This window comes from Streptomyces cinnabarinus (assembly GCF_027270315.1).
Taxonomy (GTDB): domain Bacteria; phylum Actinomycetota; class Actinomycetes; order Streptomycetales; family Streptomycetaceae; genus Streptomyces; species Streptomyces cinnabarinus.
The window spans coordinates 8,153,610-8,173,646 of the sequence record NZ_CP114413.1 but is presented as its reverse complement, the minus strand read 5'-3'; the positions used below and the strand labels follow the sequence as shown (position 1 = coordinate 8,173,646).

The window sequence follows — 20,037 nt, the reverse complement described above, 5'->3', positions numbered from 1 at the left end:
ACGCGGGGCGGCTTCAGGCAGACGCCTCGACGATCAGTCGATGCGCCAGCTCCGCCTCCGCGCTCCCCCCGGCACACAGCAGCACCGCCTCCGCCAACTCCCGCAGCGCCCCCGGCCGTCGGGCGCAGGTGCGCAGGATGCTGATGGTGTCGAGGCGGGGGCGGTTGTGCCGGGGGACGGCGGCCCGGACGCCGATTCTGAGCAGGCCGAGGATCTCCTCGCGGCCCTGGGGCTCGACGAACTCCTCGACCTTGAGCAGAGCGTCCGTCAGGACGCCCAGCCGCTCCACGGGGAGGTCGGGGTACTCGGCGCCGAGGGGTTCGGCGCGGCCTCGGGACAGGAGCTGGCCCTCGTCGCCGTCCCAGGTGCGGGACCAGACATAGGTGGGGGTCTGCGCCGCGAGCCCTTCGGCGCGCAGTCGGGTGAACCGGTCCCGCAGCCGGTCCATCAGCAGGCCGGCGTCGGGTGGCCAGCCTGTGCCCACCGCCTCGTTGTCGGTGAGCACCGCCAGCGCCTCCCGGCTGAACAGCCCCGTCCCGGCGCCGGACAGGTTGGCCGCCGCCTCGCCCGGCCGGGCGGCGAAGAGGACCGCCTGGTCGCGGGCCCGCCGGGGCATCGGGGTGCCGTAGTCCTCGCGAGGCAGCTGGCGGCGGCCGCGCCAGGGGTTGTGCAGCTGCTGGCAGGCGTCGACCAGCCAGATCTGGCGGGGGTGCCGGGGCGCCGCGCGGTAGTAGGCGAGCAGCGCGTCGAAGTCGAGGTTCAGCGCGTCGGTCTCGGTGGCGTCCGCGTAGAAGAGCAGTCGTCTGCCCTCGGCGTCCACCACGCCGTGCCCGCCCCACACGACCCACAGCAGCTCGCTCTGCTCCGCCGCCAGCGTCCGCAGCAGGGTGCGGTGCACGGTGGCCCGGTCCGCGCCGAGGACCTCGTAGGGCACCTCGGGCACGGCGCCTGGCCGGCCGGGCGGCGCGGAGAGCAGTGCGGTGATCCGCTCGGGCGGCACACCCCGGTCGAGGAACCAGTCCGCGAACCGCAGCGCGTCGGACACCGGGCCGTCCATGGCCCAGTGCGCCCCCGCCTCGTAGGAGTCCAGGCCCACTACGACGGCGCTCGTGCGACGGGGATCCGCTTGCGGTAAGGGCGAGTTCATCCGCCCAGTGTGCCGCCCTAGCGGACTCAGCGGGTCATCCTTGGTCCGCCACGAAGGAGGCCAGTCGGGTGAGCGCCGAGTTCCAGTTGATGGTGTGCTCGTTGGTCGACCAGGACTGGATGTCGTCGATGTAGCAGAACTGGCCGACGCAGCCCTGGAGTTTGCTCTGTGCGTAGGGGTCCTGGATGCTGGAGTTGGGCCCGCCCGCCAGCGTGCCCCTGGGCGGGTTCGGCTGGTTCGGGTCGAGCTGGTGGGCGTACCAACGCGCGTGCTGGTTCTGCGCGTTGACCTCGCCGTAGCCCGTCACATAGGAGATGTTGAGCGCGTTGCGGCCGAAGAGGTAGTCCATGCTCTGCACGGCGCCGTCCCGGTACTTCGAGGCTCCCGAGATGTCGTAGGCGGTGGCGATGACCACGGCGTTGTGCGCGATCTGGTGGTTGGAGCCCCAGTCGTAGAGGTTGCCCTCGGGGGCGTAGGGCATGCCGTACGCCTGTGACCTCAGGGTGGCCAGGTAGCGGTCGGCTCCCTTGGTCACGGACTGGCGCACCTTGTCCCGGCCGGGCAGCCTGCTCGGCACGGTCGCCAGGTCCAGGCGGGCCGCGGCGGCCGTCCGGGCCCAGTCGTAGCCGAGGGCGCCGAAGATGTCGGCGGTGTGGACGGGTGAGTCGAGGACGCGGTCGGCGAACTCCCGCTCGCCGGTGGTGAGATACAGCTCGGCCGCCGCCCAGTAGAACTCGTCCGTGACGTTGTTGTCGGCGTAGGTGCCGCCGCCGATGCCGTCGCTCTCGGAGGCGTACCGGTCGGGGTGGGCGAGCGCCGCCGCCCACGCCTTGCGCGCCGCCGACAGGGCCTTCGCGGCGAACTCCCGGTCGTACGGCTTGTACAGGCGCGCCGCCTGGGCCGCCGTCGCCGCCAGGTTCAGGGTCGCCGCGGTGGACGGCGGATGCAGTTCACGCTTCTGCGGGTCGTCGCTCGGCAGCAGCGGCAGGCCCGTCCACTGCTCGTCGTGGATCTTGTGGTGGGCCATCCCGGCCAGCGGCTGCCCCTCCGGGACCTGCATCTTCAGCAGGAAGTCCAGCTCCCAGCGGACCTCGTCGAGCAGGTCGGGCACCTTGTTGCCGCTCTCGGGGATGGCGAGGGTGTTGTCGCCCAGCTTCGCCGGGTCGCCGGTGCGGGCGTGCAGGGCGCGCTCGTAGGTGCTGAGCAGCTCCCATACCGAGATACCGCCGTTGACGACGTACTTGCCGTGGTCACCGGCGTCGTACCAGCCGCCGGTCACGTCGAGGGTGTAGTCGCAGACGCCGGGCTGGCAGGGCACGGCGCTGTCGCCCTGGTTGGGTGCCACGCCGACATGGCCCGCGGGGCGGGCGTAACCGGGGCGCAGGTCATCGCGTATCGCCAGGCCGCTGCGCTGGGTGTAATAGTACTTCGCCGCGTCCAGCCGCAGCCGCTCATAGACGCCCGCGTCGATGTCGAAGGGGCGGCTGGTCTCGCCGTCGACGACCAGGGTGAGCCCGCTGCCGCGCTTGCGGTAGGGGCCGAAGTCGAGGGAGTGGACGTTCTGGGCGGAGGAGACGTCGGTGCCGCGCGGGACGGTCCAGCCGCGGGCCAGCACGGCCCCGTCGGCGGCCCGCAGTTGCCAGGGCAGCCGCTCGGTCGCCTCGGTGACGAGGGTGGCGTTCTTGGGCCCGGCGGGCAGATAGGCGACCTGGTTCACGCGGACCCGCGGACCCGTGTCGGGCTCGTACGGCTCGGGCGCCACACCGCCGAGCAGCGACGCGTCGTCCACGCAGAACCGCCAGGGGTCCGCGCTGCCGCCGACCTGGAAGGCGACCTGGCCCTGGGCGGTGTCGACGGGTGCGGTGAAGGTGTACGAGTAGGCGTTCCCGGAGACGCTCAGCTCCGGCGACACCTCGAACCAGGTGTCGTACGGCGCCGCCGACAGGCCGACGATCGCGCGCACCACATGCCCCTCGGGCGAGCCGTTCGCGCGGAAGGAGAAGCGGTAGGACTCGCCCTTGACCAGGGCGATGTCGTTCTGGCCGACGGTGGCGTCCCAGCGGTTGGTGGTGCCGCCGGGGACGTCCGCGCAGAGCTGTCCGTCGGACAGTCCCGCGGTGACGTTGCTCGTCGTCCACCAGGGCTCGGTGGTGGTGTCGAAGGTGCCGTTCTTGAGCTGCTCGACCTCCTCGGCGCCGGCCTGCCCGGCGGGCAGTGCGGTGAGTCCCGCCGCCAGCAGGGCGGTCAGGGACAGCAGGGTGGTTCTGCGGCGTTTCACGTCTGGGCTCCTCGGGGGGAGGTACGGGTTTACGCTCCCATGGGAGCGCTCCCAGATGCGGACGCAGGACATGCTTGTGGGCGGTGTGACATGGCGTCAACGGTCCGGACGGGACGAAAGTTCGCCTATGGGCGGGTGCGGCTTGTGCTTCCTCGGCGGGTGCGCGTGCGTTGTGGCTGGTCGCGCAGTTCCCCGCGCCCCTGGGGGAGTTGTCGAACCGGTCGTCCGGACCTTGACGCTCCTCAGGCCGCTGGGATGTCGAGCTTGCTGATCCGTACCGCTCCCCTCGCCTCGCCCGGGTAGGCGCTCGTCAAGGTCAGTCGGAGCCGGGAGCCGCGTACAGCGTGAAAGGTGATGGCGGACGGCGTGTCCGACGCGGTGGCCCACTCCACGGCCGTTCCCTCGACCGGCACGTACCGGCTTCCGTCCCACACCTGCACCTCGACCGACGCGGGCAGGGTGTGGGTCGCGTCGACCAGGGCGAACCGCCAGCCGTCACGCAATGGGACGACACGGCGCCCCGAGCGGGCCGAGGCGGCCTGCGCCGGCGTGCTCAGCAGCGCCCCCGCGGCCGGCGCGGCCGTGGAGGCGATCAGAACCGATCTGCGAGTGACCGTCACGGCGGCTCTCCCTCATCAGGGCCCAAAAGTACTCACAACTGATCGTGAACACACAGATTCTGACGGGGAGCTGCGCGACATCGTCAAGGGTCAGGAGAAAGCGCTTGCGCCTCCGGTGGCATAACGGCCGGATTTCGACCTTGACTGTTCGACCGCCCGCACAGGGCTTCCCCCATCCGTCCGGGGCCCGGACGCACTAGGCTGGAACCCACGTGACCACCGGTCACTGTGAGTGTCCGCGTTGGAGTGGCGACGATGACCCCGCACGACCCGATCGACGACGCCGCGACGGCTCGGGCTGTCATCGACGAGCACGGCACGCTGCTGGAGTGGAACGCCGGGGCCCGGCGCCTGCTGGGCTGGCCGGCCGCCGACGTCGTGGGCCGCCCCGCCGCGCAGCTGCTGGCCGACGGCCGGGTGCCCGTCCCGGCGGGCCCGCGTTGGGACGGCACGCTGCCGCTGCGCCACCAGGACGGCCACCGGGTGCGGGTGTGGCTGCTCGCCCACCACCGGCCACCGCAGGACGGCGCACCCGGCCACTGGCTCGTGGTCACCCCGCTGGAGGCCACCGACGCCCACTCCACCGACGATCCGCTGGCCACGGTCGCGCTCACCCAGTCGCCGTGCGCCGTCGCCGTCTACGACGAGCGGCTGCGGCTGCGCCGGATCAACGACGCCATGGCCCAGGTGATCGGGCTGCCCGAGGAGCGCATCCAGGGGCTCCGGATCTCCGAGATCGGCGGCAAGCCGCAGAGCGAGGAGCTGGAGGAGCACATGGCGGGCGTGCTGGCCACCGGCCGGGCCCGGGACGTGCAGACGTACATGCGGGCCGGCGGTGAGGACCGCGCGCACGCCTGGCTGGCCCGGATGGCGCCGGTGACCGACGCCGGGGGCCGGGTGCGGGGCGTATGCCTGGCCGCCCATGACTTCAGCGAGAACTACCTCTCGCGGGAACGGCTTCAGCTGGTCAACGAGGCGAGCGTGCGCATCGGGACCACCCTCGACGTCACCCGGACGGCACAGGAGCTGGCCGATGTGTGCGTGCCCGCGCTCGCCGACTTCGTCAGCGTCGACCTGCTCGACCCGGACGGCGACGCCACGGTCCAGCCGCCGCTCAGCACGCCGGTCGGGCTGCGCCGGGCCGCCCACCGGTCGGTGAACCCGGGCAGCCCGGAGGCCGTGGTCGAGCCGGGGCATCTGGAGCTCTACCCGGCCGAGTCCCCGCAGGCCGCCTCGCTGACGGCAGGCCGCACCGTCGTCGCCTCGGTGCCCTCCGGCGATGTCGACGCCTGGCTGAGCCGGGACCGGGCGCGCCGGGCACGCGTCAAGGAGTACGGCATCCACTCCACGATGTCCGTGCCGATCCGGGCCCGGGGCCTGACCCTCGGGGTCGCGGTGCTCACCCGGTTCCGGCGGCCGGATCCGTTCACGCCCGACGACGTCCTGCTGGCCGAGGAGATCACGGCGCGCGCGGCCGTCTGCGTCGACAACGCCCGCCGCTACTCCCGGGAGCGCGAGACCGCGCTCGCCCTCCAGCGCAGCCTGCTGCCGCGCGGGCTGCCGCGCACTCCCGCCGTGGACGCGGCCTCCCGCTACCTCCCGGCGGCCCGCTCCGGGGTGGGCGGCGACTGGTTCGACGTGATCCCGTTGTCCGGGATGCGGGTCGCGCTGTGCGTCGGGGACGTCGTCGGGCACGGCATCCAGGCCTCGGCCACGATGGGGCGGCTGCGCACCGCCGTACGCACCCTCGCCGATATCGACCTGGCCCCCGACGAGCTGCTCACCCACCTGGACGACCTGGTCCTGCGGCTCTCCGAGGAGTCCGGCGGGGAGGGCGACCCGGGCGAGGTCGGCGCCACCTGCCTGTACGCCGTCTACGACCCGGTGTCCCGGCGCTGCACCCTGGCCCGGGCCGGGCTGCCGTCGCCGGTGATGGTGCCGCCCACCGGCGCGCCCCGCCGGATCGAGCTGCCCGCCGGTCCGCCGCTGGGGCTGGGCGGGCTGCCCTTCGAGTCGGCCGAGGTCGATCTGCCCGAGGGCAGTGTGCTGGCGTTCTTCACCGACGGTCTGATCGAGAACCGCGAGCGCGACGTCGACACCAGCCAGGCGCTGCTGCTGGAGGCCCTGTCCGGCCCCGTCGGCTCGCTGGAGGAGAGCTGCGACCGGATCCTGCACGCGCTGCTGCCGCCCGGCGGCGTCGCCGACGACGTGGCCCTGCTGCTGGCCCGGACCCGGGGCCTGCCCGCCTCCCAGGTGGCCACCTGGGACATCCCGGCCGACCCGGCGCTGGTCGGGCCGATGCGCAAGCAGGCGGTGGAGCAGCTCGCCGCCTGGCAGCTGAGCGGGGCCTCGTTCACGGCCGAGCTGGTGGTGAGCGAACTGGTCACCAACGCGATCCGCTACGGCTCCCAGCCGATCCGGCTCCGGCTGATCCATGACGCGGCGACCCTGATCTGCGAGGTGTCCGACGCCAGCCACACGGCCCCGCATCTGCGCCGGGCCAAGACCTGGGACGAGGGCGGCCGTGGCCTGCTGCTGGTCGCCCAGCTCACCCAGCGCTGGGGCAGCCGGCACACCCCCAACGGCAAGACGATCTGGGCCGAACTGAGCCTCCTCGACGAGGTCTGAACGGGCGTACGCTGTGCGGGTTTCTCCTGTCCTCGGCGGGACACCCGGGAATGTGACGAACCCTCAGGAGCGTGGAGAACATGGCGAACACGTCCTCGTCCCCGCACCGGACCGCCCTGCTCGCGAGCGCCGTGGCCCTGCTCGGCGCGCTCACCGCCTGCGGCGGCACCGATGGCACGACGACCGCTCCCCGGCCGACGACGCCCACGACGCACGACCGGACCACGAGCCCGCCCGGCACCGAGGTCTCCCCCGGTGAGCAGTCCACACCCACCCGGCCGGCGGCGTCCCCCTCGCCGGCCGGGGCCGCCGCGCCGTCCTCCCGCTGTCGCACCGCCGAACTGCGCGCCGAGGTCGGCCGGATGGATCCGGGCGCCGGGCAGCGGAACTTCCCGATCGTGCTGACCAACGCCTCGGCGCGCACCTGCACGGTGTACGGCTATCCGGGCGCCGCCTTCGTGGACGCCTCCGGCCGGCAGCTCGGCCCGGACCCCGAGCGCGCTCCCGGCAAGCCGAGCCGGGTGACCCTGGCACCGGGCGACAGCGCCTGGGCCGGTCTGTCGTACGCCAGTCCGGAGATCAGCGGGGCGCGTACGGCCCGTCCGGCGGGGCTGCTGGTGACCCCGCCCGATGAGCGCGAGCCGATCGAGGTGGACTGGACGGCGGGTGCGGTGCCGGTGTCCGGCAACGCGTCCACGGTGCGGCTGACGGTGTTCGCCCCCGGCTCGGGGCCCTGACGGTCAGTGGCGTCCGCCGCCGTGGCCGCCGCCCCAGGAGCCGTCGCCCCAGTCGTTGTCGTCGTCCCAGCAGGAGTACGGGTCCGCCGAGCAGGAATCGCTGGGTGAGGGTGTCGTGGTGGGGGTCGGGGTCGGGGACGGCGTGGCCTTCGGGGTCTTCGACGGGGTGGGCGTGGGCTTGGGGGCCGGCGCCGGCGGGGTGGTCGCGGGCGCGTCCCAGTTGACCGCCTGGAGCTGGAGCTCGGGTCTTGAGGTGTCGATCACCCAGCGCTGGGCGGAGTCGTCCTTGCGGGTCTTGAGGACCAGGGCGCCGGAACCGTCGGTGGCGGCGGGCGTCAGGGCGAGGTCCTGGTCCCAGCGCGGGACGAGGGCGCCCTGGAGCGTGAAGTCGTAGCGGACGTCACGGGTGTCCGTGCAGGCCGAGAGCCGTACCGAGTAGCCGAGCCGGGAGTCCAGGCACAGATCGGGCTCGGCGGCGCTGCGCAGGAGGCCGTCGGTCTCGTACACCCACTGCTGTCCGGCCCGCGCGGAGCACTTCACGAGTTCGGTCTCGGCGCCCTTGACGGCCTTGCCGCCGACCACGCCGACGCACAGCCCGGAGGCGAGGTTGTGCAGCCGCCCGGTCAGCGTGCCCTTGGCCGCCTCCTTGGCCCCGGCCCACGACGGGCCGGCGGTGGGCGTACGGCTCGCGGAACCGGCCGCCTCGGTCCTGCCGCCCGGGCCGGCCGGGGCGGTGTCGTCCTCGGAGCCCAGGGCGGACCACAGCAGCAGCGGGACCAGGACCAGGGTGCCGACCGTCAGCACGGCCACGGTGAGATTGCGGCGCCGCACGGCACGGCGGGCCGCCTTGCGGGCGGTACGGCTGCACGAGGCGCGTGGGGCGGCCGGGGGCGCTTCGGGCGCGTGGCCGGCGCCGAAGTCCTCCCCCATCATGGCCGCGGCCTCCTCGGGCACGCTCGCGTCGTCGGCGCTGAGCGCCCGGGACTCCACGTACTCGCGGGCGCCCCAGCCGAGAACCGCCTCGGCGAGGGGCAGGCCGAGGCCCAGGTTGAAGCAGTTCAACTGGTCGGCGGTGTCCAGGCAGTGGCCGCAGTGGTCGAGGTGCCCGCGCAGGTCGGGGTCGATCCCGATGCCGCCGCGCCGATAGGTGACGTCGAGCAGCCGCAGGTATTGGCGGCACTCCTGGTCGGGGGCGAGCTCGCGGTGGACCTGGAGGCACTCCTCGCGCAACCGGTCGCGGGCGCGGCCGAGTTCGACGCGGGCGCCCGCCTCGTCCAGGCCGAGCAGTGCCGCGGGTACGTCCAGAGGTTCGGCCTCGACCTCGGTGTGCCAGAGCAGACAGCGGGCCGACTGGGGCAGCCGCTGGAAGGCGCCGGACAGCAGGCGCCGGTGGGCCGGGGGCAGCAGCCGGGCGACGGCGCGCTCCCCGTCCGCACCCGCGGACAGCAGCTCGGGGTGGAGCAGTTCGCGCCGCTGGTCGGTGTCCCACTCCCCCGCGACGCGCCGCACGGTGACGAGGAGTTGGGGACGCCACGCCGAGGTCGGTCCGGTCTGCCGCAGGGTCTGTCCGAAGAGCCGCGTGAACGCCGCGGTGGTCAGCATTCCGGCGGCGCGTGCCGTGCTGGTGCACAGCCGCGCGTAGGCGAAGCCCGCCGCCCAGTGCCGGTCGAGCAGTTCGCCCACCGGCTGGAGTGCGGGCGACGCGCCGGTCCACTTCTTGAGTTCGGCGCTCAGTTGCGCGTCCGTCAATTCGAGGGGCTGGGCGTTTCCTGCGGAATTCGGCGAGCCTGCGTCATGCACGGCGGCATTCCTCCGGAGGGCATGCGGCATTCGATGGTCCATACCTAGGGGTATGCTCCGGGCGCGGCTCTTCCGGAGCCTGCGACACAAGGGAGCGAGGCACACCTTTGCACAGGTCAGCAGCGCGGAACAAGCCTTCCCGCGGTTTTGTGCATTGAGTGCGCGACACTCGGAATTGAACTTGTGTCAGTAAAGGCCCGACGCGTATCGCAGTCGGGCGGGACAACCGTATTCAATAAGCGTCGACGGGCTCCTCCCGAACCATTGAGCAGGCACGTTCGACCGGTCGTGCCACGGCAAATCACGGCTCCGGCGCTCCCGGGTCCGTGCCGCCAACCTTTGGGCCGTCGGCCCGGTAGGCGCCGGGCGGTGTTCCGTAGCGGGCGCGGAAGACGCGGCTGAAGTGGAATGGGCTGGCGAATCCGGAGGCCGCGGCGACGCGTTCCACGGACAGGTCGGTCGCTTCCAGCAGCCGTGCGGCGTGTCGCAGCCGCGCCTCCCGCAGCGCGCGCATCGGTGACCGGCCGAGCTGCTGGGTGAACAGATGGGCGAACCGGGAGGGCGACAGGGCCACCCGCGCGGCGAGCGAGGCCACCGTGTGCGGGGCGCCGGGGTCGGCCGCGATCAGCGCCTCCGCGCGGCGCACCCGGTCGTCGGAACCGGGAAGCGGCACCTGCGTGCGCGCGGTGGCGGCGGCCAGCAGGACGGCCTCCTCCAGGGCGCACAGGGCGAGTTCGCGGGCCGCGGAGCCGTGTGCCACGGCGACCCGGTCGGCCTCGTCGCCGTGCTCGGGCGGCGCCCCGGTCCCGGTCCAGCGGGCGTCGGCGAGCATCCGCCGGAACGCCGCCTCGATCCGGCCGCGCGGCGCGTCCGGGGTGGGTGAGACGACGTACAGCCCGTCCCCGGCGGCGTACGGGCGCAGCCAGGACTGCCAGTTGGGGCGCGCCTGGCAGTGCGCCCACCAGAACCGCCAGTGCCGGGCGCCGGGCGCGACGCCGTAGCGGTGCCGGACGCCGGGGGCGAGCACCACCAGGTCACCGGGGGACGCCCGGGTCCCGGCCGCGCCCTGGCGCACCTCGCCGTGGCCGCCGGTGGTCCAGGTGAACAGCCAGCTGTCCGCTCCGGCGGGCCGGTGCACGACGTACCCGGGCGACTGGTCGAACCGCCCGACGACCACCAGACCGGGCGGCGGGGCCGGGTCACCGGCAGCAGTCCTGGGCAATCCGTCAGCACGCATGGGCATCCTCCTGGCACGGGCGTCGGCCTAGCGTGACGTACGGACGGCCCCCACCGAAGGAGTGCGCGCATGACAGCCACGGACATCACCTCCGGGCTCCGGCGGTTCCGCGAGGACGGGTTCCTGGTCGTGCGCGGGCTGTTCGGGCGCGACGAGACCGACCGGCTGTGCGAGCGGTTCGCGGCGCTGCGCTCGGCGGGTCCGGTGCCGGGGCATTTCGAGCCGCGCGCGGCGGACGGCGACCCGCTGGGGGCGTATCCGCGGGTGATGCAGCCGCACGAGATCGACGAGCCGGCACTGCGGACGCTGCTCGACCCCCGGCTGCGCGCGGTGCTGGAGGAGCTGCTGGGCGAGGAGGTGCTGGCCGCGCAGAGCATGTTCTACTTCAAGCCGCCCGGGGCCCGCGGACAGGCGTTGCACCAGGACAACTTCTATCTGCGGGTCGAGCCGGGCACCTGTGTGGCGGCGTGGCTCGCGTGCGAGGCGATCGACCGGGAGAACGGCGGTCTCGAAGTGGTGCCCGGCACCCATCGGATGGAGCTGTTCTGCCCCGAGGAGGCGGACCCGGGCGTGTCCTTCGCGCGGGAGTTCGTACCCCCGCCGCCGGGGCTTCGGACGGTGCCGGTCGACATGGCGCCGGGGGACGTGCTGTTCTTCAACGGCAGCCTGGTGCACGGCTCGCAACCCAACCGCAGCGCCGACCGGTTCCGGCGTTCGTTCATCGGCCACTACGTGGGACGGTCGGCCGAGCGGATCGGCGGCTACTACCGGACGCTGTCGATGCGGGGCGAGCCGATCGTGCTGCCGGAGAGCGCGGGCGCGGGCCCGTGCGGCACCGAGTTCACGGCACCGCACGGGCCGCACTAGGTCAGTGGCCCACGATCGGGCGGACCGTGTAGGGCTGCTCCAGTTCCTCGATATCCTTCTCGCTCAGGGTCAGTTCGACCGCCGCCACCGCGTCCTCGATGTGCCGCGGCTTGGGCGCGCCGACGATGGGCGCCGCCACCGTGTCGCGGTGCAGCAGCCAGGCCAGGGCGATCTGGGCGCGCGGCACGCCCCGGTCGTTCGCGACCCGGGTGACCGCCTCGACGATGGTGCGGTCGCCCTCCTGGTAGAGCCGGCTGCCGAAGTTGTCGCCCGCGCTGCGTTCGGTGACGGTGCCCCAGTCGCGGGTGAGGCGGCCGCGGGCCAGCGGGCTCCAGGGCAGTACGCTCACACCCTGGTCCGCGCAGAGCGGCAGCATCTCGCGCTCCTCCTCGCGGTAGAGGAGGTTGTAGTGGTTCTGCATGGCGACGAACTTCGTCCAGCCGTTGCGCTCCGCCGTGTACTGCATCTTGGCGAACTGCCAGGCGTACATCGAACTCGCGCCGAGGTAGCGGACCTTGCCGGCCTTCACCAGGTCGTGCAGCGCCTCCATGGTCTCCTCGACCGGGGTGTGCGCGTCGTAGCGGTGGATCTGGTAGAGGTCGACGTAGTCGGTGCCGAGGCGGCGGAGGCTGTGGTCGATCTCCGCCATGATCACCTTGCGGGAGAGGCCGTGGCCGTTGGGGCCGGGCCGCATCTTGCCGTGCACCTTGGTGGCCAGCACGATCTCGTCACGGCGGGCGAAGTCGGCGAGCGCCCGTCCGACGATCTCCTCGCTGGTGCCGTCGGAGTAGACGTTGGCGGTGTCGAAGAAGTTGATGCCCGCCTCGACCGCCTGGCGGATGAGCGGGCGGGACGCCTCCTCGTCGAGTGTCCATTCGTGCACGCCTCGGTCGGGCAGCCCGTAGGTCATGCAGCCCAGACAGATCCGCGACACGTCCAGGCCCGTCGAACCGAGCTTCACGTACTGCATCGTTGCTGCTCCTGCCTTCGGGGGGTGGTATCAGGGGGAGCGTACGGACCGGACGCGCGGCGCGCATTGCTGCCCGCAGGTGACCGTGCGGCGTGGGAGCGTCCGGGCGCCGGGCCCGCTCCCGCATCCTCGGTGCGGACGACCGGCACTCGGCCGGTCGGGACCGTCCCGGGAGGCACGCGATGCGGACACGTCCGGCCAGGCTGAGGACTCTGCTGGGGGCGGCCGCGCTGCTGCCGCTCGGCGTCGTGGCGCCCGCGTGGGCCGTACCGGATCCGCCGTCGGCGGCGGCCGTGGAAGGGCCGGCGACGCTGTGCGCGCCCGCCGGGATCCTGTCCGGGCCCGGCGGGCAGCGCGCCTCGGTGTCGCTGTGCCTGGGCAGCGGTACGCCGATGATGGCGGTCTCGGCCCCCGCGACCTGCCGCCGGGCCGCCTCCCCCGCCCGTCCGGCCTGTCTCACCTCCGGCACCTGGACGGCGCGCCGCGACGGTCGGGTGGCGGCCACCGGCACGCTGCCCGGCTCGCGGGAGTATCCCGGCCCCGGCACCTACGAGATCGAGGCCGAGGTACGGGTCCGCTCCGACCCCTCGGGCGTGGATCTGCGCGGCACGGTCCGGGCCACGCTCACCCTGACCGCGCCCAAGGCGGCGCCCACGCACCGGGTCGAGGTCGACCGGGGCACGCTGCGGCGCGGCACGGTGACGACCCTGACGTACACCGTCTCGCGCGACAGCGAACGGGGCGACGGCAGCGCCCGGTTCGGGCTGATCGGGGAGGAGGATTCCGGGGTGGAGCTGGCCACGGACGACGCCCGGTGCGTCAATCCGCTGGTCGGCCGCCACCCTTCGACGGACCGTCAACCGTTCGCGCTGGACTGCGCCCTGACCGACCTTCAGCCGGGCCGCCCCGCCACCGTGGTCGTCCGGGTCGCCCTGCGGGACACCTGCTCCACGGTGGTGTCCAAGCTGGGCTACTGGATCCCGCAGGGCCAGGCGCTCTACACCGGGGGCATGCTGGCGGGGCCCACGGTCGACTGCGGCTAGCTCCGGTCCAGCAGGTCCAGGGCCCGTTCCCAGCCGAACTCCGGCCGCCTGCCGTCCTCTTGGGGCTCGCCGGTGTACGGCTCGCCGAAGCGGACGCCCATCCCGCGCAGGCGCTCCAGGCTCTCCTGGTAGGCGGGGTGGGCGGCGAGCGCGTCGGCCACGCAGGGCAGGGCGGCGACGGGGACACCGAGGCCGTAGGCCTCGCACAGAGTGGCCACGGCGAGGGTGTCGCCCAGGCCCGCCGCCCACTTGTTGACGGTGTTGAAGGTGGCGGGCGCGACGACGACCGCGTCCGGCGGCGGGAAGGGCCGCGGATCGGCGGGGGTGCGCCAGGCGGAGCGGATGGGGCGGCCGGTGAGCGCCTCGACGGCCGCCGTGTCGAAGAAGCCGTTCAGCGCGGCGGGCGTCGCGACGACCCCGACCTCGAAGCCCCGCTCCTGCGCGGCGGTGACGAGTTTGCCCACGCCGGAGGCGATTCCGGCGGCGCACACGACGACGTAGAGGAAGGGCTTCCCGGCCTGTTCGGTCATCCGTGCACCTTACTGAACCGGCAACGGCTCCTCCCCGCGCGGACCGTGGATGCGGCGCTCGTGCTCCTCGATGCGGACGTCGTTGATGCTGGCCTCGCGCCGGGTCATCAGCCCGCGCCCGTCGAACTCCCACAGCTCGTTGCCGTACGAGCGCCACCACTGACCGTCGGCGTCCTGGCACTCGTACTGGAAGCGGACCGCGATGCGGTTGCCGTCGAAGGACCACAGGTCCTTGCGCAGGGCGTAGGCGCGCTCGCGGGCCCACTTGGCGGTGAGGAACTCGACGATCGCGGCGCGGCCGGTGAGGAAGGTGTCGCGGTTGCGCCAGACGGAGCCCTCGGAGTAGGCGAGGGACACCTTGTGCGGGTCGCGGGTGTTCCAGGCGTCCTCGGCGGCCTGCACCTTGCGGGCCGCGCTCTCGGCGGTGAACGGCGGCAGGGGCGGGCGTTCGGTCATGTCGGCCTCCGTGACCAGAAGGGGAGAACGAGCGTTCTCCCGGCGTGCTGCTACCGTAGGAGAACGCTCGTTCTCACGTCAAGGAGAGACCGTCCATGGACAGCGCGACCGCCCGGGAGCAGGCACTGGACGCCGCCGAGGAACTCTTCTACGGCCAGGGCATCCAGTCCGTCGGCATGGACGCCATCCGGGGCGCCTCCGGGGTCTCCCTCAAGCGGCTGTACCAACTCTTCCCCGCCAAGGAGCAGTTGGTGGAGGCGTACCTGGAACGCCGCGACGTGCGCTGGCGCGAGCGGCTCGCGGCCCAGGTCGCCCTGACCGACGACCCGGAAGAGCGGTTGCTCGCCGTCTTCGACTGGCTGGAGGGGTGGTTCGGCGAGGACGGCTTCCGCGGGTGCGCGTGGATCAACTCCTTCGGCGAGCTGGGCGCGACCTCGGAGCGGGTGACGGCCCAGGTCCGGGCCCACAAGCAGGCGTTCCGGGACTGTCTCGCCGGTCTCGTGGCCGACGCGGGGCTGCCGGACGACCTGACCGGGCCGCTGTTCCTGCTGGCCGAGGGCGCCATGGTGACCGCGGGCATCACGGGGAGCACGCGGCCGGCCGCCGAGGCCCGGGACGCGGCCCGGCGGCTGCTGGAGTGCCGCTGAGGTCAGGCCGCAGCGAGCGACGTCACGGTCGCGCAGGCACGGGCCAGGGAGTCCTCGGCGAGCGAGGCGAGACCGGCCAGGTGCGGCATCCTCGGGGCCATGGTCAGCTCGGCCGCGACCAGGTGGAGGTTGTCCGGGGCGACGCCGAGCTGTCCGAACCAGGTCCTCAGATACGGCGCCTGGAAGTCGTCGCGCTCGCGCGGCGTGCCCGGCCCGTAGCCCCCGCCCCGCGCCATGACCGCCACCACCCGCAGCTCGCCCAGCAGGCTCTCGCCGGTGTCCGGGTCGGTGAAAGCGCCGGGAAACGTGACCCGGTCGATCCATGCCTTCAGCGCGGCGGGTACGGCGAAGTTGTACATCGGCACCCCGAGCAACAGCGTGTCGGCGGCGCGCAGTTCCTCGATGAGGGGCAGGGTGAGCGCCCACTCCCGCTCCTCGGCGGGGCTCTCGACGAGGGCGGACACCTTCTCCGGCGCGACCGGGCCGGACCGCTGGACGCGGCGGCCGAGGGTGGCCTGGCCCGCGGTCAGCGGGGGCACCGGGTCGGCGCACAGGTCGCGATGGCGGTGCCCGCCGGTGCCGTGCGCGGCGCGCCAGGCGGTGGCGAACAGCGCGGTCAGCCGCCGGGACACGGAGTCGGCCTCGATGTCGGCGCTGGAGTCGATGTGCAGCAGGTTCATGGTGGTCACCTCGGTGCGGCGGGATACGTCACAGGGGTGACGGCACACGGCGAGGAAAGGTGACCCATGGCCGGGGACGAGACGCTGGCACGGCGGTTCGAGGCGGAGCGGGGGCGGCTGCGGGCCATCGCCCACCGGCTGCTGGGCTCACCCGACCAGGCGGACGACGCCGTGCAGGAGGCCTGGCTGCGGCTGGTCCGCACCGGTGACGACGGCATCGACAGCCTGTCGGCCTGGCTGACCACGGTCGTCTCCCGGATCTGCCTCGACATGCTCCGCGCCCCCTCGGCCCGGCGCGAGGAGCCGTTCGGGGAGCGGCCGCCGGAGCGGGCCGCGGGCACGGGCGGCCCGGAGGACGCGGCGGTCCTCGGTGACTCGGTGGGGCTCGCCCTGCTGGTCGTCCTGGACCGGCTCGGCCCGGCCGAGCGGGTCGCCTTCGTGCTGCACGACCTCTTCGGCGTGCCCTTCGACCGGATCGCCGCGGTCGTGGGCCGCTCCCGGCCCGCGGCGAAGAAGCTGGCCAGCCGCGCCCGCCACAAGGTCCGGGGCACACCCGCGGTGGACGGCGCCGAACTCGACCGGCACCGGCGGGTCGTCGAGGCGTTCCTGGCCGCCGCGCAGGGCGGGGACCTGGGCGCGCTGCTCGACGTGCTCGCCCCCGACGTGGTGCGCCGCGCCGACCTCGCGGCGCTGCCGCCCGGGATAGCCCCAGAACTGCGCGGCGCCCGCGCCGTCGCGGAGGGGACCGTACTGCTGCGCGACCGCTCCCGGTGCGCGGCGGTGGCCCTCGTCGACGGCCGGGCCGGCATCGTCGTCGCCCCGCACGGGCGGCTGCTGCTCGCCCTGAGGGTCGGTGTCGAGGGCGAGCGGATCACCGCGTACGAGGTGATCGCCGCCCCGGAGCGGCTGCGCCGTACCGAGGTGGCCGTCCTCGATCCGGTGGGGCTCAGCCGGCCGGCGCCGACACGGTGATGGCCCCGACCGGGCAGGCCCGCGCCGCCACGCCGATCATCGGGTCCGCGGTGCCGTCCTCCCGGCCGGGGAGCAGGGTGCTGAAGCCGTCGTCGTCCTGGGTGAAGACGCCGGGCGCGGCCAGGGCGCACTGACCGGCGCCGATGCAGATGTCCGTGTCGATGTCGATGTGCATGTCCGGAGCCTCGTACCGGGCCACGGGGGATTCCAGCATCCCCCGGCCCGTGTCGCCGGTTTTCACGAGGCCGGTTTTCACGGGGCCGGTTTCACGGGGCCGGTTTCACGGGGCCGGTTTTCACGGGGCCGGTTTTCACGGGGCCGGTTTTCACGGGGCCGGATTCGAGAAGCCCGTCCGAGGTGGATGAATCGCGCACGCATCTGTGTTGTAGAGGGGAAGCCAGTCGCGGAACACGACGATGGGACCGATGAGATGCCTCTGGACGGCGAGTACGAACCCAGCCCGACCCAGTGGGTGCGCGAGCAGGTGGAGCGGTACGAGAGCTCCGGCGGCACCGAGGGGACGACGCTGCGGGACACGGGGCTGCCGGTGATCCTGCTGACCACGCGGGGCGTGCGGAGCGGGAAGATCCGCAAGACACCGCTGATGCGGGTCGAGCACCGGGGCCGGTACGCGGCGGTCGCCTCGCTGGGCGGGGCGCCCAGGCACCCGGTCTGGTACCACAACGTCAAGGCCGATCCCCTGGTGGAGCTCCAGGACGGGGCGGAGAAGCGGGACATGACGGCCCGTGAGATCACCGGCGCGGAGAAGGCCGAGTGGTGGGAGCGGGCCGTCGCGGCCTATCCGCCGTACGCCGACTACCAGCTCAGGACCGAGCGGGTGATCCCGGTGTTCGTGCTGGAGCCGGTCGACGGCGACTGACCGTCCCCGCGGAAATTCTTCGTCCCGGGACGCATGAACCCGCATCCGCGGGGCACCCGAGCGTCAGGCCCCGCCGCGTTCCCCCGTCGCGGCGGGGCCCCGCCGTGCGCCCGGGCAGGTGGGAACCCATCGTGCCGTCGGCCGGAATCGGGGCACCCGGTGGGTGTCCGACCAGGAGGAGGGCGTCATGCCCGACGACGGCAACGCGGCGTACGGCCACATCTCGTTCACCCGCTCCGCGAGCCATTTCACCGACCGGATCACCGCCGACGGCCGGGACGGCTGGCCGGTGGAGGCGGGCCGATACCGGCTGGTCGTCAGCCGTGCCTGTCCGTGGGCGAGCCGGGCGGTGATCTCCCGGCGGCTGCTCGGGCTGGCGGACGCGCTGTCGATGGCCGTCGCCGACCCCCTCCAGGACGACCGCAGCTGGCGCTTCACCCTCGACCCGGACGGCCGCGACCCCGTGCTCGGCATCCGCTTCCTCGCCGAGGCCTACGAGGCGCGGGAGAAGGGCGCCCCGGGCGGGGTGAGCGTGCCCGCGGTGGTGGACGTGCCGAGCGGGAAGCTGGTCACCAACGACTACCAGCGGCTCACCCTGGATCTGGCCACCGAGTGGCGGGCACTGCACCGGGAGGGGGCGCCGGATCTGTACCCGAGGGAGCTGCGGGAGGAGATCGACACGGTGATGGCGGAGGTCTACGCGGACGTCAACAACGGGGTGTACAAGGCGGGGTTCGCCGTGGACCAGGAGGAGTACGAGGCGGCCTGCGCGGGGGTGTTCCGGCGGCTGGAGGTGCTCTCGCGGCGGCTCGCGGGGCAGCGGTACCTGGTCGGCGACACGATCACCGAGGCGGACGTCCGGCTGTTCACCACGCTGGTGCGGTTCGACGCCGTCTATCACGGCCACTTCAAGTGCAACCGGTGGAAGCTGACGGAGAATCCGGTGCTGTGGGCGTACGCTCGCGATCTCTACCAGACACCGGGATTCGGTGACACCGTCGACTTCGACCACATCAAACGGCACTACCACCGGGTGCACACCGGCATCAATCCGACCGGCATCGTGCCCCTCGGACCTGACCTGTCCGGCTGGCGGAGCCCGCATGATCGCGAGAGGCTGGGCGGTCGGCCCTTCGGCACCGGAACCGCGCCCGGTCCGGTGCCCGCGGCCGAGGAGGTTCCGGCCCTGACCGCTTAGGAGGCAGACGTGGCCAAGAAGAAGCAGCAGAAGCTCAAACTCCCGCTCGCCTACAAGCCCCTCGGGTTCGTGATCGGCTGGGTGGGCGGCGCGCTCGCGAGTGTCGCCTTCCAGACGACCTGGAAGGCGATCCGGCACGAGGACGACGCCCCCGATCCCCTGGACCGGGACCGCGGCTGGGGCGAGGTCCTGCTGGCCGCCGCCCTCCAGGGCGCCATCTTCGCGGTGGTCCGCAGCGCCGTGAACCGCACCGGCGCGAAGGCCGTGGAGCGGTCCACGGGCGTGTGGCCGTCCGGCGACACCAAGAAGGCCGCCAAGAAGGAGGCCAAGAAGAAGGAGAAGGCCGGGGCCTAGCCCTGCTTCGGCGCCGTCGGCGGGACTCGGCGCAGGGTGAAGGAGTGGCCGGCCGGGTCGGCGTAGCCGCGCTCCTCGAACGGGCCCGCGGCGTCCTTGGTCTCCAGCGGGCGCCCGCCGAGGCCGACCACCCGGCGCTCGGCCTCGTCCAGGTCCGCCACCACGAAGTCCAGGTGGACCTGGAAGGAGTTCTCCGGGCGCGGCCAGCTCGGCGGGGTCGCGCCGACGTCCCGGCGGAACGCCAGCCGGGTGCCGCCGGCGCCCCTGATCTCCACTCGGTTGGCGCTCTCGTGGGTCTGCTCACCCTCCAGCAGCTCCCTGTAGAACACGGCGAGCCGCTCGGGCTCGGCGCAGTCGAGCACCACGACGCCCGCTTTCACCAGTGCCATGTCTCCTCCGTACGGTCGCGGGCGCGGGGCCGAACCGCCCCGTTGCCCTCCACCGTGCGGATATCCCGGCCGGGCGGAATCAGTCCGCGACCAGCCAGGCTCCGTCGCGCATCAGCTCCCGCCCGGCTATCTCGTTCGCCTCGCGCCAGGCCTGGACGCGCTGCGGCCGGACCCGGAAGTACAGGTACTCCGTGGTGAGTTCACGGGGGTCGAAGCCGGTCCCGGCGGCGAACCGGTCCGCCTCACCCGCGCGCAGTTCGGCCACGGTCAGGGCGTCGACCGTGCCCTCGATCATCACCACATCCCGCGTCGGCCCCACGCCCAGCCGCGCCGTGCCGGTCGCCTTGAGGTTCCTGCCGGTGGGGCTCGCGGCCGGGGTCGCGAGGAGCAGCGTCTCGCCGTCCCAGAGGAAGGACAGCGGTACGAGATAGGGCGCCCCGCCTTCGGGGGAGGCGGTGGCGACCCACACGTCCTCGTCGTGCTCCAGCCGGTTGAGGGTGTCGAGCTTGCGCTGCTTCGCGGGACGTGCGGGCGGCGGGGTCATGGTGGGACAGCCTCCTGTAGGGACCTCGACGGTGGTCGCCGACCAGTGTGGCAGCGGGTG

The 20,037-nt window shown here is 73.3% G+C and carries 20 protein-coding genes and 1 pseudogene; 9 read left to right on the top strand and 12 right to left on the bottom strand.

Features of this window, described 5'->3' with window-relative positions; genetic code table 11:
- Positions 1-13: 13 nt before the first annotated feature.
- From STRCI_RS36905 to STRCI_RS36895, 3 genes and pseudogenes are all read right to left on the bottom strand, one after another.
- Positions 14-1,147, bottom strand: coding sequence for an effector-associated domain 2-containing protein (locus tag STRCI_RS36905; RefSeq protein WP_269663344.1), 1,134 nt, complete (start codon positions 1,145-1,147; stop codon positions 14-16).
- A gap of 34 nt (positions 1,148-1,181) precedes the next feature.
- On the bottom strand, positions 1,182-3,425 hold the full coding sequence (locus STRCI_RS36900) for a glycoside hydrolase family 9 protein (protein WP_269663343.1): 2,244 nt from the start codon (positions 3,423-3,425) through the stop codon (positions 1,182-1,184).
- Between the two features lie 242 nt (positions 3,426-3,667).
- Positions 3,668-3,901, bottom strand: a pseudogene (locus STRCI_RS36895) (hypothetical protein); the annotation flags it as partial.
- Positions 3,902-4,300: 399 nt separating this feature from the next.
- On the opposite strand from STRCI_RS36895, the gene STRCI_RS36890 reads away from it, so the two are divergent.
- The gene (locus STRCI_RS36890; RefSeq protein ID WP_269663342.1) at positions 4,301-6,673 is read left to right on the top strand and encodes a SpoIIE family protein phosphatase; all 2,373 of its coding nucleotides are present in this window, start codon (positions 4,301-4,303) and stop codon (positions 6,671-6,673) included.
- Positions 6,674-6,753: 80 nt separating this feature from the next.
- Complete coding sequence (locus tag STRCI_RS36885) at positions 6,754-7,410, top strand: DUF4232 domain-containing protein (protein ID WP_269663341.1); 657 nt, start codon at positions 6,754-6,756, stop codon at positions 7,408-7,410.
- A gap of 3 nt (positions 7,411-7,413) precedes the next feature.
- Here STRCI_RS36885 and STRCI_RS36880 read toward each other — a convergent pair whose 3' ends face one another.
- Together STRCI_RS36880 and STRCI_RS36875 are read right to left on the bottom strand one after the other, a co-directional pair.
- Entirely contained in the window at positions 7,414-9,210 is a 1,797-nt protein-coding gene (locus tag STRCI_RS36880) for a ricin-type beta-trefoil lectin domain protein (RefSeq protein WP_418953407.1), read from the bottom strand.
- Between the two features lie 301 nt (positions 9,211-9,511).
- Entirely contained in the window at positions 9,512-10,447 is a 936-nt protein-coding gene (locus STRCI_RS36875; protein ID WP_269663339.1) for a helix-turn-helix domain-containing protein, read from the bottom strand.
- Positions 10,448-10,516: 69 nt separating this feature from the next.
- Between STRCI_RS36875 and STRCI_RS36870 the strand changes: the two genes are divergently transcribed.
- Positions 10,517-11,314: a phytanoyl-CoA dioxygenase family protein gene (locus STRCI_RS36870; RefSeq protein WP_269663338.1), complete on the top strand. Its 798-nt coding sequence runs from the start codon at positions 10,517-10,519 to the stop codon at positions 11,312-11,314.
- A 1-nt stretch (position 11,315) separates the two neighbouring features.
- On the opposite strand, the gene STRCI_RS36865 is transcribed toward STRCI_RS36870, so the two are convergent.
- On the bottom strand, positions 11,316-12,284 hold the full coding sequence (locus STRCI_RS36865; protein WP_269663337.1) for an aldo/keto reductase: 969 nt from the start codon (positions 12,282-12,284) through the stop codon (positions 11,316-11,318).
- 182 nt (positions 12,285-12,466) lie between these two features.
- On the opposite strand from STRCI_RS36865, the gene STRCI_RS36860 reads away from it, so the two are divergent.
- On the top strand, positions 12,467-13,327 hold the full coding sequence (locus STRCI_RS36860) for a hypothetical protein (protein ID WP_269663336.1): 861 nt from the start codon (positions 12,467-12,469) through the stop codon (positions 13,325-13,327).
- Here the strand turns inward: STRCI_RS36860 and STRCI_RS36855 are convergent.
- Both STRCI_RS36855 and STRCI_RS36850 read right to left on the bottom strand, forming a co-directional pair.
- Complete coding sequence (locus STRCI_RS36855) at positions 13,324-13,857, bottom strand: flavoprotein (RefSeq protein WP_269663335.1); 534 nt, start codon at positions 13,855-13,857, stop codon at positions 13,324-13,326. The two genes, STRCI_RS36860 and STRCI_RS36855, sit on opposite strands and share 4 nt — an antisense overlap.
- Positions 13,858-13,866: 9 nt before the next feature.
- On the bottom strand, positions 13,867-14,313 hold the full coding sequence (locus STRCI_RS36850; protein ID WP_269663334.1) for a nuclear transport factor 2 family protein: 447 nt from the start codon (positions 14,311-14,313) through the stop codon (positions 13,867-13,869).
- A gap of 95 nt (positions 14,314-14,408) precedes the next feature.
- Here STRCI_RS36850 and STRCI_RS36845 point away from each other — a divergent pair, with 95 nt between their 5' ends.
- Complete coding sequence (locus tag STRCI_RS36845) at positions 14,409-14,960, top strand: TetR/AcrR family transcriptional regulator (protein ID WP_269663333.1); 552 nt, start codon at positions 14,409-14,411, stop codon at positions 14,958-14,960.
- 2 nt (positions 14,961-14,962) lie between these two features.
- Here the strand turns inward: STRCI_RS36845 and STRCI_RS36840 are convergent, their stop codons facing one another.
- On the bottom strand, positions 14,963-15,640 hold the full coding sequence (locus STRCI_RS36840) for an FMN-dependent NADH-azoreductase (RefSeq protein ID WP_269663332.1): 678 nt from the start codon (positions 15,638-15,640) through the stop codon (positions 14,963-14,965).
- A 66-nt stretch (positions 15,641-15,706) separates the two neighbouring features.
- Between STRCI_RS36840 and STRCI_RS36835 the strand changes: the two genes are divergently transcribed.
- Positions 15,707-16,612, top strand: a complete 906-nt coding sequence (locus STRCI_RS36835; RefSeq protein WP_269663331.1) for a sigma-70 family RNA polymerase sigma factor — start codon at positions 15,707-15,709, stop codon at positions 16,610-16,612.
- Here STRCI_RS36835 and STRCI_RS36830 read toward each other — a convergent pair.
- Complete coding sequence (locus STRCI_RS36830; RefSeq protein ID WP_269664739.1) at positions 16,587-16,787, bottom strand: ferredoxin; 201 nt, start codon at positions 16,785-16,787, stop codon at positions 16,587-16,589. The genes STRCI_RS36835 and STRCI_RS36830 overlap by 26 nt on opposite strands.
- Before the next feature lie 255 nt (positions 16,788-17,042).
- Between STRCI_RS36830 and STRCI_RS36825 the strand changes: the two genes are divergently transcribed.
- The 3 genes from STRCI_RS36825 to STRCI_RS36815 all read left to right on the top strand — a co-directional run bounded on the left by STRCI_RS36825 (position 17,043) and on the right by STRCI_RS36815 (position 19,044).
- Positions 17,043-17,492: a nitroreductase family deazaflavin-dependent oxidoreductase gene (locus tag STRCI_RS36825; protein ID WP_269663330.1), complete on the top strand. Its 450-nt coding sequence runs from the start codon at positions 17,043-17,045 to the stop codon at positions 17,490-17,492.
- Between the two features lie 187 nt (positions 17,493-17,679).
- Positions 17,680-18,690: a glutathione S-transferase family protein gene (locus tag STRCI_RS36820; protein WP_269663329.1), complete on the top strand. Its 1,011-nt coding sequence runs from the start codon at positions 17,680-17,682 to the stop codon at positions 18,688-18,690.
- Positions 18,691-18,699: 9 nt separating this feature from the next.
- Positions 18,700-19,044 (top strand): DUF4235 domain-containing protein, encoded by a 345-nt coding sequence (locus tag STRCI_RS36815; protein ID WP_269663328.1) that lies wholly within the window; start codon positions 18,700-18,702, stop codon positions 19,042-19,044.
- Here the strand turns inward: STRCI_RS36815 and STRCI_RS36810 are convergent.
- Both STRCI_RS36810 and STRCI_RS36805 read right to left on the bottom strand, forming a co-directional pair.
- On the bottom strand, positions 19,041-19,433 hold the full coding sequence (locus tag STRCI_RS36810) for a VOC family protein (RefSeq protein ID WP_269663327.1): 393 nt from the start codon (positions 19,431-19,433) through the stop codon (positions 19,041-19,043). The genes STRCI_RS36815 and STRCI_RS36810 overlap by 4 nt on opposite strands.
- A 79-nt stretch (positions 19,434-19,512) precedes the next feature.
- The gene (locus STRCI_RS36805; protein ID WP_269663326.1) at positions 19,513-19,977 is read right to left on the bottom strand and encodes a pyridoxamine 5'-phosphate oxidase family protein; all 465 of its coding nucleotides are present in this window, start codon (positions 19,975-19,977) and stop codon (positions 19,513-19,515) included.
- Positions 19,978-20,037: the final 60 nt, after the last annotated feature.

What these genes read in the sequence shown, in the direction of transcription:
- STRCI_RS36905 (WP_269663344.1), bottom strand. Translation starts at nt 1,147, where the DNA reads ATGAACTCGCCCTTACCGCAAGCGGATCCCCGTCGCACGAGCGCCGTC.
- STRCI_RS36890 (WP_269663342.1), top strand. Translation starts at nt 4,301, where the DNA reads ATGACCCCGCACGACCCGATCGACGACGCCGCGACGGCTCGGGCTGTC.
- STRCI_RS36885 (WP_269663341.1), top strand. Translation starts at nt 6,754, where the DNA reads ATGGCGAACACGTCCTCGTCCCCGCACCGGACCGCCCTGCTCGCGAGC.
- STRCI_RS36875 (WP_269663339.1), bottom strand. Translation starts at nt 10,447, where the DNA reads ATGCGTGCTGACGGATTGCCCAGGACTGCTGCCGGTGACCCGGCCCCG.
- STRCI_RS36870 (WP_269663338.1), top strand. Translation starts at nt 10,517, where the DNA reads ATGACAGCCACGGACATCACCTCCGGGCTCCGGCGGTTCCGCGAGGAC.
- STRCI_RS36865 (WP_269663337.1), bottom strand. Translation starts at nt 12,284, where the DNA reads ATGCAGTACGTGAAGCTCGGTTCGACGGGCCTGGACGTGTCGCGGATC.
- STRCI_RS36860 (WP_269663336.1), top strand. Translation starts at nt 12,467, where the DNA reads ATGCGGACACGTCCGGCCAGGCTGAGGACTCTGCTGGGGGCGGCCGCG.
- STRCI_RS36855 (WP_269663335.1), bottom strand. Translation starts at nt 13,857, where the DNA reads ATGACCGAACAGGCCGGGAAGCCCTTCCTCTACGTCGTCGTGTGCGCC.
- STRCI_RS36850 (WP_269663334.1), bottom strand. Translation starts at nt 14,313, where the DNA reads ATGACCGAACGCCCGCCCCTGCCGCCGTTCACCGCCGAGAGCGCGGCC.
- STRCI_RS36845 (WP_269663333.1), top strand. Translation starts at nt 14,409, where the DNA reads ATGGACAGCGCGACCGCCCGGGAGCAGGCACTGGACGCCGCCGAGGAA.
- STRCI_RS36840 (WP_269663332.1), bottom strand. Translation starts at nt 15,640, where the DNA reads ATGAACCTGCTGCACATCGACTCCAGCGCCGACATCGAGGCCGACTCC.
- STRCI_RS36835 (WP_269663331.1), top strand. Translation starts at nt 15,707, where the DNA reads ATGGCCGGGGACGAGACGCTGGCACGGCGGTTCGAGGCGGAGCGGGGG.
- STRCI_RS36830 (WP_269664739.1), bottom strand. Translation starts at nt 16,787, where the DNA reads ATGCACATCGACATCGACACGGACATCTGCATCGGCGCCGGTCAGTGC.
- STRCI_RS36825 (WP_269663330.1), top strand. Translation starts at nt 17,043, where the DNA reads ATGCCTCTGGACGGCGAGTACGAACCCAGCCCGACCCAGTGGGTGCGC.
- STRCI_RS36820 (WP_269663329.1), top strand. Translation starts at nt 17,680, where the DNA reads ATGCCCGACGACGGCAACGCGGCGTACGGCCACATCTCGTTCACCCGC.
- STRCI_RS36810 (WP_269663327.1), bottom strand. Translation starts at nt 19,433, where the DNA reads ATGGCACTGGTGAAAGCGGGCGTCGTGGTGCTCGACTGCGCCGAGCCC.
- STRCI_RS36805 (WP_269663326.1), bottom strand. Translation starts at nt 19,977, where the DNA reads ATGACCCCGCCGCCCGCACGTCCCGCGAAGCAGCGCAAGCTCGACACC.